The following is a 14,708-nucleotide window of genomic DNA, read 5'->3' as shown; positions in this document are numbered from 1 at the left end:
TGCACGGTCAGACGGGATTCATCGACTGGAGGTTCAACCATGGCCCTGGTGGATCGGCATCCGCGGTCACCAGAGGCTGGTCAGGCGCCTGTGGCCAGTGATGCGACCAGCACAACGGGCAAGATCTTGTCGCTTCTGGTTCCGGTTCTGAACGAGGAGCACAGCATCACGCCGTTTCTTGAGCGGGCGGAGCCGGCGCTGCGTGATGCCCTTCGCTGCCTCGGCCCGGATGCCGGATACGAGATCGTATTTGTCGATGACGGAAGCACAGACCAGACGGTCGAGCGCATTCTGCAAAGCGCAAAGGGGCGGCCGCAGATAAAACTGGTCAGGCTTTCGCGCAACTTCGGCAAGGAAGCCGCCCTGACGGCCGGCCTGCAATTCGTCTCCGGGCATGCGGTCGTTCCCATTGACGTCGACCTGCAGGATCCGCCGGAAGTGATTGGAGACATGGTGGAGGCCTGGATGGCCGGCGCCGAGGTGGTGAATGCAGTGCGCAACAGCCGGGCGTCGGATGGATGGTTCAAGCGCTGGAGCGCAGGAACCTTCTATCGGCTGTACAACAAGATCGCCGCCCACCAGATACCGGGAAATGTCGGCGACTTCCGCCTTCTCGACCGCAAGGTCGTCGACGTGCTCAACGACCTGACGGAGCGCAACCGCTTCATGAAGGGCATGTTCTCCTGGGTCGGCTTCGAACAGGCGACCGTCGGCTACGAGCGGGCGCCCCGCGCCGCCGGCACAACGAAATGGAAATACTGGGGCCTCTGGAACTTTGCCCTGGACGGCTTCACCGCGTCGACAACGGCACCCCTGCGGATCTGGTCGTATGTCGGACTTGTGGTGGCGGTCCTTGCGATGGCTTACGCGGCCTGGATCGTCGGCCGCACGCTGGTCTTTGGCATCGAAGTGCCGGGCTATGCCTCCCTCATGACGCTGATCCTGGTGCTCGGTGCCTTGAATCTGATTTCCATCGGCATCCTCGGCGAGTACATCGGCCGCATTGCCATAGAGGTCAGGCAGCGCCCCCTTTACGTGGTGCGTGAAACCTTCGGAATTGCCGGGAGCGGAGATACCAGTCCCCAGAAGAACGACGGTGCATCCTCCTTCGTGGACAGCTCAGAACCGCGCCTGTGAGAACCGCGCCTGGCTGCCGGAGCTTCCTGCGCCGACCCGGACAGGGGCCCGGCGGCCCCGGTAAGGTACCGCCGGGAGAACGCCATCGCCCGGTAAAACGGGGGCGGAGGATCAACCAATCCCCGGAATGAGAAAACCGCGCCCCCCGGTCCTCGTACACGAGGTCGGGAGACGCGGTTCGTCCCGATCTGCCTGCTTGTCTTCCGTCGCGCCAGCGATTGCTGTCTTTCGCTCCCGGGGGTTTGCCCCCCTTTGGCACGGGCCTGCCTGGCTGCCGGTTGTCAGCGCCTTGGACTGAGGCTTCGTGTGGGAGTTTCGCTAAGCGTGGCTGTTATGACCTGCGATTTCGTCCTTGATCCGGAGCTTCTCGCGTTTAAGTTCGATTATGCGCAGATCGTCGGGGTGCGGCCTCTGATTCTCTTCCTCAATTGCGTGATCGATGGCCGCATGTTTGCTGAGCAACGAGGAAATACGCTCATCCGCTGTCATTCGGACCTCCAATGAGCCTTAGGTACCCACCCAGAGTAGTCGCATTTTTGTAATTAAGCAAATCACGGCAACCCAAAGGGTTAGATAGGTTATGCACAACACGCCAAGGTTGATCGTTGGGATCTCCGGCGCAAGCGGAGTACGTTACGGCATCCGCATGCTGGAAACCCTGCGCGACCTGCCGGTGGAGAGCCATCTGGTGCTGTCCAAGGCGGCGGAGTTGACCATCGCCTACGAGACCGCGGCAAAGGTCGCCGAGGTGACTGCCCTGGCCGATGTGACCTACCCGGTGGGCGACCTGGGTGCGGCCATCTCCAGCGGTTCCTTCCAGACTCTCGGGATGGTGGTGGCGCCCTGCTCGGTGCGCTCGATGTCGGAGATCGCCTCCGGCGTCACGTCCAACCTGCTGACCCGGGCCGCCGACGTGGTGCTGAAGGAGCGCCGCCGTCTGGTGCTGATGCTGCGCGAAACGCCGCTGCACACCGGCCACCTGCGCTCCATGCTGGCACTGTCGGAGATGGGAGCTGTGATCGCCCCACCGGTACCGGGCTTCTATGCGAATCCACAGAGCATCGACGAGATGGTCGACCACACCGTCGGTCGGGTGCTGGACCTCTTCGGTCTCGACAGCGGCAAGGTGCGGCGCTGGGGCGAGGATTCCGGCAAGGTGCGCCCGTTGCGGAGCTGACGCCCGCAGCCTGGTCTCCGGCTTAGGTTCCCAGGGACCAGATCGCTTCCAAGGGGGTGACTTCGGGACAGGCGCCGCGCAGCACCACGGCAAGATCCGCAAGGTCGGCGTCGTTCGGCTCTGCGGTGAAGACCTGCAGATAGAGGCGCATGTTCGCAGCGGCGAGGCGGGGGTCGGGATCGGCGTCGTCGATGGGCAGTTCCTCGTAGAGCAAAAGCTGTTCCAGCATTTCGCCCTGCAGCTCCAGGCCCTTCACCTGCTCGCGCAGGTCCTCCCCCAGGGACTCGGGTACCTGCTTCTGATCCTTCAGCCAGCGGCGCACGCCGCGCAGAGGGCGGACCACCGCGGCCTGCCAGTCGGACGAGCAGGCCCGCAGCAAGGCCAGTTCGGCGGCGCTCAGGCCGTGCCCGCGGCGGCCGGCCCAGGCGGCAAAGAGCAGCAGGTTCACGTCAAGGCCGTGGCGGTCCTGAAGGGTGATGCAGGATTCGGCGACGCCGCTGCGCTCATAGGCGGTGAGCGAGAACTCCCAGAAGGGATTTTCCGGCGCCGTGGCCATTACGATCCCACAGTCTCCGCCATCTGCCCGGCCTTGTCGCTTTCCAGGGGTTCCGGCAGCTCGCCGAGGTAGATGCCGAGGCCCTGGGCGGTGCGCACCAGGGGCCCGGCGATGTCGACGGCCTTGTAGCCGGCGATGGCATCGGTGATGGGAATGTCGACGACCTGCCGGCCGCTCCAGGCCACCATGCGGTCGAAACGCCCGGCGGCAATCAGGTCGACCGCATAGACCCCGAAGACCGAAGCCATCAGGCGGTCGTGGTCGGTCGGCGGGCCGCCGCGCTGCAGATGCCCCAGGACGGTGACACGGGTTTCCGAGCCCGTCTCCTCGGCGATGCGCACAGCCAGATAGTGGCCGACACCGCCGTAGGTGGAGGAGCCGTCGCCCTGGACCTGGCGGACGGCGTCGCCCGTCTCGGTCTTCACCGCCTCGGCCGCCACGACGAGGGCGAAGTTGCGGCCCCGCGCCTTCAGGCTTTCGATCTTCCGGGCAATGCCGTCCAGGCTGTAGCCGATCTCCGGGATCAGGATGACATCGGCGCCGCCGGCGATCCCGGCGCCGATCGCAATATGGCCGGCGTCGCGGCCCATGACCTCCAGCACCATGACCCGCGAATGGCTGGCCGCCGTCGGCTGCAGTTGGTCGAGGGCATCGGTTGCGATCTTTACCGCCGTGGCATAGCCGATGGAAACCTCGGTATGGCCGAGGTCGTTGTCGATGGTTTTCGGCAGGGTGATCAGGTCGATGCCGCCCTGCTGGGCGAGGCGCCGCAGGATATCCTGGCTGCCGTCGCCGCCGATGCCGATGAGGGCATCGAGATCGAGCTGGCGATACCCCTCGATCACCTCCTCGGAGCGGTCGACCCGGGTGCCGTCGGCCATCGGAAAGTCGAAAGGATCGCCCTTGTTGGTGGTGCCGAGAATGGTGCCGCCGCGGCGCAGCAGGTTGCCGTCGAAGATGCCCAGTTCCAGAACCTCCGCATCCACCGGGCGGGCCAGCAGGCCGGCGGTTCCGTTGTGGATGCCCACCACCTGCCAGCCGTAGCCCTCCACCGCCCGGTGCACCACGGCGCGCAGCACCGCGTTCAGGCCGGCACAGTCGCCGCCGCTGGTCAGGACTCCGATCCGCTTCTGCCTGCTCATTGCCTGCGTCCGATCCTCTCTTGCCCTGCAGCCATGCCGGGGCTTGCTGTGCCGGGGGTTGCGGTTCAGAAAGGACTATAGCAGCTTGTGCCCCCCAGACCGGAATGCATTCCGCACGTCCTGACGGCCAGGGCCGCCCCCACGCCGGCGCCCATGCCGGCCTCGGCTCCGGATTGCCGGGACTCCCACAAAGCCGCCCCATTGGGTATACTGAGACCTCTTCTTTTTGCCCCAGATCGCCATGGATCAACCCGATTTCGAACAAATGCGCCGTAAGCTGGCGGAGCTCAAGTCAGAGCACCGCGATCTCGACGACATCATCACCCAGCTCTCGGAGAACCCGCCGTTCGACCAGCTGCAGATGCAGCGGCTGAAGAAGCGCAAGCTGTCGCTGAAGGATCAGATCCTGAAGCTGGAAGACGCCCTGCTGCCCGACATCATCGCCTGACCGGATCGCCTGACCGGATCGCCTGACCGGATCGCCTGACCGGATCGCCGAACCGGATCGCCTGACTGGAAACCGGGACTGCTGAGAGGGCCTCCATGTGAGAGAGCCCCGCATCCCTGGATGCAGAACCGGTAAAACCGCTTCAGGCCGGGCCGCGGCGGCGCTTGTTGGCGTACATCGCCCGGTCCGCCGCATCCAGGGCTTCGTCCACCGGCTGCTCGGCGCTCAAGGCGTGGGCGCCGAAAGCGACCGAGAGGGTCAGGGCTGTGCCGTTCCAATCCACCTCTTCGGACGCGATGACCTGGGACAGGCTTTCGGCCTTGGCCTGGGCGGCCGCCACGTCGGACTGCGCCAGGATCACCCCGAACTCGTCGCCGCCCAGGCGCCCCACGACGTCGGAGGCCCGGACGTTGCGCAGCAGGATCTCGGCGATCCGCTTCAGGGCCGCATCGCCAGCACCGTGGCCGTGCCGGTCGTTGATCTGCTTCATGCCGTTGACGTCGAAATAGAGCACGCTGCCGGGCGCGCCGTAGCGCTCGGCGAAGGCGGACATGCGGGTCAGTTCACGGATAAAGGCGCGGCGGTTGAGCACCGGCGCCAGGGTGTCCTGATCGGCCAGTTCTTCCAGATAGCCGACACGCTGCCGTGCCTCCTCCAGGTCCTGGCGCAGCTGGTAGACCTCCGCCATGAGCTGCTGCAGGGCCTGGCGCACCTTGGGCGTCAGCTCCGCCGCCGGAATGCCCATGACGCTCGCAACGTCCTCCGGCGCGGCCACCGGGGCGCGCGCACCCGACTCGGCCTTGCGGTACGCGGCCTTCGCCTGTACCGCCGAAGCGCCGGAAACCGGGGCCGTAGGGCCTGTGTTGCGGACCTTCATGCTGCCTTCCAATGCTTCCAGCCGCCAGCGCGCCCCTGGCCGCCACCGGGTTTCCCGGACCGGCTGAGGCCCCTTGCGGCGCTGCTGGCGACCCAATCTAGCATGAAGCTTAACCCTTGATGGTAAACGCTTCGTTCATAAAGCTTTCCACTCCGGAAAAGGCGAAAACGAGGCGCTGCCGGGGCCTCAGCCGATTGCTTGCCTCCGGGGCGGAGAGCCCAGATAATGCCGCCTTCTTCAGGCGCGCTGCCAGGCTTGCGCGGGCCCGTCACGGGTTCCGGGCCGCCACTTTTCGGAAAACGGGGGACAGGCGAGAGAATGAACGGGGGCTCGGCAAACGGGGGCTCGGCAAACGGGGGCCGGGCGGAGGTCGGGATCATCATGGGCAGCCAGTCGGACTGGCCGACCATGAAACACGCGGCAGAGGTTCTGAACGACCTTGGCATCGCCCATGAATGCCGGATCGTTTCCGCCCACCGCACCCCGCAACGCCTCTATGACTATGCCAGCGGCGCAAGGGACCGGGGTCTCAAGGTGATTATCGCCGGCGCCGGCGGCGCCGCGCACCTGCCCGGCATGGCTGCAGCCATGACGCCCCTGCCCGTCTTCGGCGTGCCGATCGAAAGCCGGGCTCTCAGCGGCAAGGACTCCCTGCTCTCGATCGTGCAGATGCCCGGCGGCGTGCCGGTGGGCACCCTGGCCATCGGACGGGCCGGCGCAACCAATGCCGCGCTTCTGGCCGCCGCCGTGCTGGCGCTCTCCGACGCCGGGCTCGCCCGTGCGCTGGACGACTGGCGGGCCCGGCAGACCGCCGCCGTGGCGGAGCAGCCAGTAGACGAGGCGTGAGCGTGAACGATCCCGATCTTGCAAAGCCCGCTCCGTCCGGCCAGGCCGCAGCGGCGCCCCGGCGCGATCTTTCGCAGCCGCTTCCCCCCGGCAGCCGCATCGGCATCCTCGGCAGCGGGCAGCTCGGCCGCATGGCGGCGCTGGCAGCGGCGCGTCTGGGCTATCGCTGCCACGCCTACGGGCCGGAGGCGAATGCGCCGGCCAATCAGGTCTGCGATGCCGCCACCGTGGCCGCCTATGACGATGTCGAGGCCCTGAAGCGCTTTGCCGCTGCCGTCGATGTCGTCACCTTCGAGTTCGAGAACATCCCGCTCGCCACCGTCGAGGTGCTGGAGGCGCTGGTGCCCTTGCGCCCCGGCACCAGGGTGCTCTCCATCTGCCAGCACCGGCTGCGCGAAAAGGACTTCTGCCGCAGCGTTTCGGTGCCCACTGCCGACTATCGTCCTGCGCGCGACGCGGAGGAACTGGTCGAGGCGTTCGCGGCCATCGGCCGGCCCTGCATCCTGAAATCGGCGGAACTGGGCTACGACGGCAAGGGCCAGGTGCGCATCCACCCGGACAGCGACCTGGACGAGGCCTGGGCGGCGATGCGCGGGCACGCTGCGGCCGCCGTGGGGATCGTCGAGGCGGTGGTGGAGTTCCGCATGGAGATCTCTGTCATCGTGGCGCGCGGCAGCGACGGTGCGATGCGCACCTATGTCCCGGTGGAGAACCGCCATCGCAACCACATCCTCGACGAGACCATCGTGCCGGCCAACCTGAGCCAGGATCTGTCGGACAAGGCCGAGGCCATCGCCCGCCATCTGGCCCAGGAAATGGGTTTGGTCGGGCTGCTGGCAGTGGAGATGTTCGTCACCCACGACGGCAAGGTGCTGGTCAACGAGATGGCGCCGCGGCCGCACAATTCCGGCCACTGGAGCCTGGATGCCTGCGTCACCTCGCAGTTCGAACAGTTCATCCGGGCCGTCGCCGGGCTGCCTCTGGGCGCCACCGAACGGCTCTGCGACGCGGTGATGAAGAATCTGCTGGGCGACGAGGTCGACGACTGGCGGAAGATCCTGAGCGACCCCGGCAGCAAGCTGCACCTCTACGGCAAGGCCTCGGCCCGCCCCGGCCGCAAGATGGGCCACGTCACCCGGCTCATCCGCCGCTAGCGCAAACCAATCGAGCGGAGATCAGCCGGGCGGAGATCAGTCGGGCGCATCGAAGGCCAGCGCGTCCGGCCTGTAGTTGAAGGCCTCCAGCCGCGCCTCGGCGCTGCCGTTCAGCGGCCCGACCCGCAGCACCGTGAGGCTCGCCGGGCTGACCGGAACGACACGCCCGGGGCTGAGCCCCAGAAGGCTTTCGAGCAGGGCACGAATAACGCCGCCATGAGCAACCATCAGCACCCGCTCCAAGGCGCCGCTGCGCAGCTCGGCGACGACGCCGTTGGTGCGCTGCTTGAAGCTTTGCCAGCTTTCGCCCCCCGGCGGCGTGTAGATGCCGCTGCGCCAGCCCTGGAACGCCTGCGCGTCCTCCGCCATCAGGTCGTCGATGTTCTGGCCGGTCCAGCGGCCAACGTTGATCTCCCTGAGGGCCGAGACAGGTTCGTGCTCGGCATAGCCGAGCAGCTCGGCGGTCTCGCGCGTGCGCGCGAGATCGGATACCAGAACCCGCTCCGGCTGGAAGCGTTGAACGGTGGCGGAGAGCGCAAGGGCCTGATCGCGGCCACGCGATGACAGGCCGACATCGGCCTGACCCTGCAGCAGCCGCTGCGCGTTCCATTCCGATTCCCCGTGACGCACAAGGAAAAGGCGCATCATGGCCCCCACTCCTGCGCCGGGCGCTCCCCTACGAGGCGCTCGCCGCTCTGCGCAAAAACGGCTGCCGGTTCTCCGGGGATGCGGAAGTGCACGGTATCGCCGGGCAGCAGCCGCGGCGGGCGGTCGACGACGGCTGTCAGGCGAGTCTCGCCGAGCGTTCCGGTCACCATGTAGCGCCCCGCGATCGGGCTTGCCTCGGCGAACTCCAGAGCCAGGGTCTGGCCGTTGGCGGCGTCGGCAAGCTTCAGATCCTCGGCCCGGTACATGAAACTCACCGGCCGGTCTACGGGCCGTGCCGAGGGCAGCCTGCGGCCCGCGAAGCGCGCGCCGCCGTCATCGGGTTCCACCGCGATCAGGTTGTTGGGCGGCGTGCCGAGGAAGGTTGCGACAAAGGCGGTGGCGGGCTCGGCCACCAGCGCCTCGGGGCTGCCGAACTGCTCGACCCGGCCATGGTTCATCACCGCGACGTGGCTGGCCATGGTCATGGCTTCCACCTGGTCGTGGGTCACATAGACCGAGGTGGCGCCGGTGGCCCGGTGGATTTTCAGGAGCTCCGTGCGCATTTCGACGCGCAGCTTGGCGTCGAGGTTCGACAGCGGTTCGTCGAACAGCAGGATCCCCGGTTGCGGCGCGATCATGCGGGCGATGGCCACACGCTGTTGCTGGCCGCCGGAAATCTCGTTCGGAAAGCGCCCGGCGAGATCGCCGATGGCCAAGAGATCAAGCACCTGCTGCACGCGTGCGTGGCGCTCCCCGGCATCCCACTTCGCGACCTTGAGGGGCCAGTCGACGTTGCCCGCAACCGTCATATGCGGCCAGAGCGCATAGGACTGGAACACCAGTCCGGCGTTGCGCCTGGCGGCTTCCACGGTCCAGTGACGCTCACCGTCGGAGACCAGCGCCCCATCGAATTCGATGGTGCCGTCGCTGGGGACTTCCAGCCCCGCGAGCATGCGCAGCATGGTCGACTTGCCGCAGCCCGAGGGGCCGACGAGCACCAGGAAAGCGCCCTGCGGAACCTCCAGGCTGACACCGCGTACGGCCTCGACCGTGCCGAAGTGTTTTATGAGATTTGAGATTCGGATCATTGGTTTCGCATCACTTCTTCAGTTCTTCAGCCAGGGCTGCGACTTCGCCTGGAGCTTGTTGGCCAGCAGAGAGACAACGACCGAGATCCCCAGGATGACCACCGCGACGGCGTTGGCGAACTGGGCAAAGCCCTCTGAGGCATAGCGGTAGGCGACCACGCTGAGGACCGGCATGGTGGGTGTGAACAGCAGCACGACCAGCGACAGGTCGCGCACGATCTTGACGAAGACCAGCAGGGCGCCGGCGCTGAGCCCGCGGATCGACAGGGGAATGGTGATCGCGGAAAGACGTCTCAGAAAGCCCGCCCCGGTGAGGCGCGCGCTCTCTTCCAGGTCGCCGCTCACCTGTTGGATCACCGCCCGCCCCGTCTGCACCGCGAAGGGCAGCAGGAAGGCCGTCGCCGCCAGGACGAGGAGTGCGAAGGTGCCGTAGAGCGCGGGAAAGGGGCCGATGGGCGCACCGTAAAGGGCGATGTAGGCCGCCCCGAAGGCAATCCCCGGAATGAACAGCGGCAGGAAACAGAGCTGGCTGACCGTTGTGGGAATCACGCCGCGCTTGGCGCGCACAAGGCTGTAGGACACCAGCAGGCCCAGCGCCGTTCCCACCGCGGCCACGGTGAAGCCGAGGCCGAGGGTGATGGTCAGAGCCGAGATGATATCCGGATTGTAGGCAATGCCCGCCAGGCCCTGGGCAATCGAGGGCGTGGACTGGCCGATCCAGTAGTGCAGCGTCCAGTTCGAGAACAAAGCCGAAGACGACGGCGCGAAGCTGGAAGCGATGAGCACGAAGATCGGCACGATGGTGGCAAAGACGGAGATGCCGACCGCCGCTGCGCAGAGCGGCCAGCGCAGTGCGCCGAGGTCGAAGCGCTTGGCGCGCCCGCCCTTGCCGGTGATGGTCGCATAGGACCGCCGCCCGGTGATCAGGCGGTTGCCGAGCCAGAGAAAAAAGGCGGAGATCAGCACCAGCAGGATCGCGATCACGTAGCCGCGCGCCGTCTGGCCCACCTCCATCATGCCGAAGATACGGGTCGAGAGCGTCTGCATGCGCACCGGCAGGCCCAGCAGTGCGGGGACGGCGAAGTTGGAAACGCCCCCGGCAAAGGCGAGCGAACCGCCGGCGATCACCGCCGGCAGGGTGACGGGCAGGATAATGCCGAAGAACACCTTGCGCCGCTTGGCGCCGGCCATCTGCGCCGCCTCGACAAGATCGGAGTTTACGGTTGCCAAAGCCGCCGCGATCACGGTGAAGGTCAGCGAATAGTAGTGCGTGATCAGCACAATCAGCGAAGGCACCATGCCCCAGGCCAGCCAGTCGGGAATGTCGAAGCCGAGCCCCTGGAGAAACCCGATCTGCCCGCCCAGCCGCTCGTTGCGGAACAGCACGCTCCAGGCCATGGCGGCGGCGAAGCTGGGGATCATGAACGGCAGGGTCGAGAGGACCGCGATGCTGCGCCGGAAGGGCACGTCGGTCATGACCACAAGCCAGGCGAGAAAGCCGCCGATCAGCACGCAGCCGCTGGCAACGGCGGCGCCGATGATCATGGTGTTGGTCAGCGGCTTGTAGAAGAGGTTCGGCGACAGGCGGCTGGACAGAACGTCGCGCCAGGCCCCCAGGGTCTCGGGCGCCAGGGTGACGAGCGTGATCTTCAACAGCGGTGCGGCGATCAGGATCGCCACCACCGCCAGCACGAAAAGCGAAAGGACGCGGCCCGGGGCGGCGAAAAACCGCCGCCCCGAAACGCCGAGGGCAAGCTCAGCCACGGAGGTTTTGCCGGCTACTGCAGCGTCAGGACCAGATCGGCGACCTCTGCGCGGATCGTCGCGGTCATCTCCGGGTTCACGCGCCACGCGGCAAACTCCGACAGCGGAACGGCATCGGGATGCGGCACGATATCGGTCCGCGTGGCATAGTCGCCCGGCACGTAGAAGGGCTCGAAGCCCGCACCGCCCGTCTCGGATTCATCGCCCATAAGGAAGTCGATGACAAGGCGGGCGGCGGCAGGGTTCTTGGCGCCCTCGGCAATGCCCAGGACGGCCGGGAAAACGATGCCCGGAGACGGTTCGACGGAGTTGGCGAGCTGCAGCGCCCAACCCTCTTCCGCATTGTCGCGGCGGTCGGAGTAGCTGGTGAAGCCCAGCGGCGGATTGCTTTGCCCAAGCTTGCCGACCGCGGCGTTCACGTCATCGGTGGAGCCCACCAGGATGACGTCGTTGGCGAAGAGATCGGCAATGAACTGCTCGCCGGCGTTGTTGACGCCGGAAGCCAGGGCGATCTTTTTGCCGAACTGCGCCTCATAGGCCGCGGCCATGGCATCGGACTGCAGGACGATCTCGGTCATCAAATCCAGATAGTCGCCACGCTGCAAGGGGTCGACCATGACCACCCGGCCCTTCCAGGGCTCGGTGGTCAGTTCCCAGAGGTTGCTGACCGGCGGCCCGTCCGGGTGGGCCTCCTCGTTGTACATCAGAACCTTGGTGGAAAGGCGCTGGGCCAGCAGCGGGTTCTTGAACTCGGCCGGCACCCGGTCGGCCACCCGCGGCGGCACGTATGGCCCGATGATGCCCGCGCCCAGCAGCTTGTCGAAGACCACCGGCGCATCGGAAATGTAGACGACATCGGCATTGGAAACGCCGGCCTGATGCTCCGCCTGCAGGCGCGTGATCTGCTCGGTGGAGGAAATGTCGTAGCCGACGAGGTCGATGTCGGGATAGGCCTCTTCGAAGGCCGCTTCGACCTTCTTGATCCGGCTGGTGAAGGAATAGACCACCACCTGGCCTTCGGCCTTGGCGGCGTCCAGCAGTTCTTCCGGCGACTTGCCGTCCATATCGGCGGCCAGCGCGGACAGGGTCAGCGCGGGCAAGGCCAGCGTGCCCAAGGCAACGACTGCAACTGACTGTAAAAGACTCTTCATGGTCTCGTCTCCCCGTTAGTCGAGGCCGGGCCCGATGACCCGCCCTCAAGGCTCAAAGCGTTTGATCAGGTCTCCTAAGGTCTCCAACACGCGCAGCGAGCGCTCCTCGTTGCGCCGCGCCAGCTGCAACACCAGGGCGTTGCAGATCGTCATCGGTACGATCAGTGTCTGAAAGCCCTCGCGGTGCCCGCTGCGCGGGGCCGATACAAGGTGGTCGGCCGGCGGGTTCAGGGTCGGGCCGATGGTTCCGGTGATGGCGATCGTCGCTGCGCCGAGCGCCCGGGCCCGTTCTATGACCGGCCCGTAGTGGCGTGGCTGGCGCCGGAACGCAAAGGCGATCACGGCATCTTCGGCCGTCATCTCCACAAGCTGTTCGGCGATGTCACGGCCGTCACCGCGCAGGCGCACGACGCTGATGCCGAAGCGGCGGAAGCGTCGCTCCATCATCACCGCCAGCGTCTCGGCGTTTCCGCGCGCGAAAAGAAAGACCTTGCGCGAGCGGTGCAGCACATCGGCGATTTCGGCGACGCGCTCGACCGAGAGGTACTTCGACAGCGCCTCCAGCGCCTCGACTTCCTGCGCCACAAGGCCGGCGATCAGATCGGCGCCGCGGGTTTCGTCCAGCGTGGTGCGGACCCGCAACGCCGGATCGCTGCGCACGATGAACTCGTCGCGCAGTGCGTCGCGAAAGCCGGCATAGCTTTGGAACCCCAGCTTGCGGGCAAGGCGCGAGGCGGTGGCTTCATGCACGCCGATGGACTGGGCAAGCTCGGACGCCGTGCCCAGGGCCGCTGCGCGCGGCTTGGCGACGATCTCCTGCACCATCTTGCGCTCAGCCGGCGTCAGCCGCTCAGCCGCATCCTTGATCCGCAGCACGATGGACATGCCCGGCGCTCCTCCCGACCCCGTTTCACCGGGGGTTGACTGTAAGCCAAATCATTTACCCGAGATTTAGCTTATGCGGGTAATATTGCAGGATTAAGTCAGTTTTGCAAAACTTCTTGCAAATTATCGCCAGCCCGCACACGCCGGCCTCCGGCATATGCGTGCCGAGGCATCGGCGCGCTCGCCGAGCCTTGGGAGAATTTCTTTCTATTTCAGGTGTTTACCGGAGTCGCGCGGCGGACTTTCCGGAGGCCTCTGCAGGACCGACGCGGGCCGGTCCGGGTGAACCGGACCGGCTCTAGGCCCGCGCGCCGCGCCGCGGACCGCGACGCCTGCGGGCAAAGGGCATGCGCGGGCTGCCGGAACCGGCCGCCGCCGTCAGGCTGCCCAGCACACGGTCCGGAAGGTTCATAGCCGCCCCAACGCCCTTGCCGAGGCGGCCCGCCACCTTGAGCACCTCGGAAATGCGCCGGTCGAGGAAACTCCAGGTGCCGGCGTAGTCCTCCGACTTGTCGTTCAGCCAGTAGAGCAAGGTCGAGGAGTAGACCCCGGCCAGCAGGGCGCGCTTGGTATAGAAATTGTAGTCGGTTGCGGTATCGCCGGCGGCATACCAGATGGCATCGACGGTGCGGTAAAGGCAGCGCAGGCCCAGCGCGGCGTTCTGCGGCAGCGCCAGGAACGACAGCGCACGCCGCGCCGCCTCGCGATGCGCGGCGATCGCCTCCAGCCGCAGGCGGACACCGGCCGCCACTTTCTCGCGCACCTTCATCGACGCCAGATCGAGGCGCTCCAGGTCCGCCAGCATGCGCCGGTCCGCCTCGTCGCTGAAACCCCGCACCAATTCGGCGGGGCCGCCGGGAAACAGACGCCGAGCCTCCGCCGCCTCGATCCCGCAATCGCGGGCCGCCGCGTCTAGCGCGATCCAGGTCCAGCCGTCGAAAGGAACATGACGCAGAGCGGCGTCCAGCAGAGCGTGCCTTTGCTTCTCGTCAGTCATGGGGCTTCTCGTCAGTCATGGGCTTGCCATCAGTCATGGGCTTGCCGTCAGTCATGGGCTTCAAGGACCTCGCTGTTGCTCTGGGCGTCCTCGGGGTCTGCCGGCCGGGCCGCTACGCCGTGGCGTAGCGCTTCTTCCGAAAAAGCCAGCAGGGACAAGTCTGTCATCCGCTGCGGGTAGAGAATACCGTCCAAATGGTCGCACTCGTGAAGCACCACCCGGGCGTGAAAGCCGGCGGCTTCGCGCTCCAGCCGCTCGCCCTCGAGCGTCAGGCCGCTGTAGCGTATCCGGGCCGGGCGCGGCACCTGTCCCACCAGGCCCGGCACCGAGAGGCAGGCTTCCGGGCCGAAGGCAAGCGCCGGGTCGAGAATCTCGATCTCCGGGTTCACCAGGATCGTGAGCGGCACGGACCGGCCGGGCTCCGCAGCGGCCTCGGCGGGGTTGGCGACTGCGTCGTCCGCAGCACCCGCGTCCTCCGTCGCCGCGCGCCCGGCGGCAACGAAAAAGACGACCACCCGCAAGGGAATATGCACCTGGGGCGCGGCGAGGCCCGTTCCGCCGGCGTCCTCCATGGTTTCCAGCATGTCGCGCACCAGGCGGTGGATCTCGGGCGCCGTGGGATCGGCGACCGGTGCGGCCTTGCGGCGTAGGATCGGGTGGCCCATGCGGGCGATCTTGAGGATGGCCATAAGGACAATATGGCGGCGCGGTCCGGTGCGGTAAAGGCGGGCCGGGCCGTCTCCACAGCCTCGGCATGAGGCGGGACCGCCGGCCGGCGAACGCCCGGAGAGCCCCCCGGAAAGCCCCCGAAAACTAAGCAAAACCGGGCCGGATTCCG

The 14,708-nt window shown here is 66.8% G+C and carries 16 protein-coding genes; 5 read left to right on the top strand and 11 right to left on the bottom strand.

What is annotated here, in order from left to right; translation table 11 throughout:
• Nucleotides 1–39: 39 nt before the first annotated feature.
• Entirely contained in the window at nucleotides 40–1,137 is a 1,098-nt protein-coding gene (locus tag ACO06P_RS19335; RefSeq protein ID WP_420346857.1) for a glycosyltransferase family 2 protein, read from the top strand.
• 318 nt (nucleotides 1,138–1,455) lie between these two features.
• On the opposite strand, the gene ACO06P_RS19330 is transcribed toward ACO06P_RS19335, so the two are convergent.
• The gene (locus ACO06P_RS19330; protein WP_299397542.1) at nucleotides 1,456–1,626 is read right to left on the bottom strand and encodes a YdcH family protein; all 171 of its coding nucleotides are present in this window, start codon (nucleotides 1,624–1,626) and stop codon (nucleotides 1,456–1,458) included.
• A gap of 91 nt (nucleotides 1,627–1,717) precedes the next feature.
• On the opposite strand from ACO06P_RS19330, the gene ACO06P_RS19325 reads away from it, so the two are divergent.
• A complete protein-coding gene (locus ACO06P_RS19325) occupies nucleotides 1,718–2,314 on the top strand; it encodes a UbiX family flavin prenyltransferase (RefSeq protein WP_420346856.1) in 597 nt (198 codons plus the stop codon).
• A 22-nt stretch (nucleotides 2,315–2,336) separates the two neighbouring features.
• On the opposite strand, the gene ACO06P_RS19320 is transcribed toward ACO06P_RS19325, so the two are convergent.
• Entirely contained in the window at nucleotides 2,337–2,870 is a 534-nt protein-coding gene (locus tag ACO06P_RS19320; RefSeq protein WP_420346855.1) for a TIGR02444 family protein, read from the bottom strand.
• Nucleotides 2,870–4,012 (bottom strand): ATP-dependent 6-phosphofructokinase, encoded by a 1,143-nt coding sequence (locus ACO06P_RS19315; RefSeq protein ID WP_420346854.1) that lies wholly within the window; start codon nucleotides 4,010–4,012, stop codon nucleotides 2,870–2,872. Before ACO06P_RS19315 ends, ACO06P_RS19320 begins: the two co-directional genes overlap by 1 nt.
• Nucleotides 4,013–4,253: 241 nt before the next feature.
• On the opposite strand from ACO06P_RS19315, the gene ACO06P_RS19310 reads away from it, so the two are divergent.
• Complete coding sequence (locus ACO06P_RS19310; RefSeq protein WP_299397550.1) at nucleotides 4,254–4,460, top strand: YdcH family protein; 207 nt, start codon at nucleotides 4,254–4,256, stop codon at nucleotides 4,458–4,460.
• Nucleotides 4,461–4,602: 142 nt separating this feature from the next.
• On the opposite strand, the gene ACO06P_RS19305 is transcribed toward ACO06P_RS19310, so the two are convergent.
• Entirely contained in the window at nucleotides 4,603–5,337 is a 735-nt protein-coding gene (locus ACO06P_RS19305; RefSeq protein WP_420346853.1) for a GGDEF domain-containing protein, read from the bottom strand.
• Nucleotides 5,338–5,655: 318 nt separating this feature from the next.
• On the opposite strand from ACO06P_RS19305, the gene purE reads away from it, so the two are divergent.
• Together purE and ACO06P_RS19295 are read left to right on the top strand one after the other, a co-directional pair.
• Nucleotides 5,656–6,183, top strand: coding sequence for a 5-(carboxyamino)imidazole ribonucleotide mutase (gene purE, locus ACO06P_RS19300; RefSeq protein ID WP_420346852.1), 528 nt, complete (start codon nucleotides 5,656–5,658; stop codon nucleotides 6,181–6,183).
• On the top strand, nucleotides 6,180–7,337 hold the full coding sequence (locus ACO06P_RS19295) for a 5-(carboxyamino)imidazole ribonucleotide synthase (protein WP_420346851.1): 1,158 nt from the start codon (nucleotides 6,180–6,182) through the stop codon (nucleotides 7,335–7,337). Before purE ends, ACO06P_RS19295 begins: the two co-directional genes overlap by 4 nt.
• Before the next feature lie 36 nt (nucleotides 7,338–7,373).
• Here ACO06P_RS19295 and ACO06P_RS19290 read toward each other — a convergent pair whose 3' ends face one another.
• The 7 genes from ACO06P_RS19290 to ACO06P_RS19260 all read right to left on the bottom strand — a co-directional run bounded on the left by ACO06P_RS19290 (nucleotide 7,374) and on the right by ACO06P_RS19260 (nucleotide 14,559).
• The gene (locus ACO06P_RS19290) at nucleotides 7,374–7,985 is read right to left on the bottom strand and encodes a histidine phosphatase family protein (RefSeq protein ID WP_420346850.1); all 612 of its coding nucleotides are present in this window, start codon (nucleotides 7,983–7,985) and stop codon (nucleotides 7,374–7,376) included.
• The gene (locus ACO06P_RS19285; protein WP_420346849.1) at nucleotides 7,982–9,073 is read right to left on the bottom strand and encodes an ABC transporter ATP-binding protein; all 1,092 of its coding nucleotides are present in this window, start codon (nucleotides 9,071–9,073) and stop codon (nucleotides 7,982–7,984) included. The genes ACO06P_RS19290 and ACO06P_RS19285 overlap by 4 nt, the downstream gene beginning before the upstream one ends.
• Nucleotides 9,074–9,091: 18 nt before the next feature.
• Nucleotides 9,092–10,837: an ABC transporter permease gene (locus tag ACO06P_RS19280; protein WP_420346848.1), complete on the bottom strand. Its 1,746-nt coding sequence runs from the start codon at nucleotides 10,835–10,837 to the stop codon at nucleotides 9,092–9,094.
• 14 nt (nucleotides 10,838–10,851) lie between these two features.
• Nucleotides 10,852–11,988, bottom strand: coding sequence for an ABC transporter substrate-binding protein (locus tag ACO06P_RS19275; RefSeq protein ID WP_420346847.1), 1,137 nt, complete (start codon nucleotides 11,986–11,988; stop codon nucleotides 10,852–10,854).
• A 45-nt stretch (nucleotides 11,989–12,033) separates the two neighbouring features.
• Nucleotides 12,034–12,873 (bottom strand): MurR/RpiR family transcriptional regulator, encoded by an 840-nt coding sequence (locus ACO06P_RS19270; RefSeq protein ID WP_420346846.1) that lies wholly within the window; start codon nucleotides 12,871–12,873, stop codon nucleotides 12,034–12,036.
• Nucleotides 12,874–13,171: 298 nt separating this feature from the next.
• Complete coding sequence (locus tag ACO06P_RS19265; RefSeq protein ID WP_420346845.1) at nucleotides 13,172–13,870, bottom strand: COQ9 family protein; 699 nt, start codon at nucleotides 13,868–13,870, stop codon at nucleotides 13,172–13,174.
• Between the two features lie 47 nt (nucleotides 13,871–13,917).
• Nucleotides 13,918–14,559 carry a peptide deformylase gene (locus tag ACO06P_RS19260; protein WP_420346844.1) on the bottom strand — a complete coding sequence of 214 codons (642 nt, stop codon included), beginning with the start codon at nucleotides 14,557–14,559 and terminating at the stop codon, nucleotides 13,918–13,920.
• Between the last annotated feature and the right edge of the window lie 149 nt (nucleotides 14,560–14,708).

Source organism: Pelagibius sp. (genome assembly GCF_965227505.1).
Classification (GTDB): Bacteria; Pseudomonadota; Alphaproteobacteria; order Kiloniellales; family Kiloniellaceae; genus Pelagibius.
Note: the sequence above shows the minus strand (reverse complement) of the source record. Positions and strands in the feature narration are given on the sequence as shown.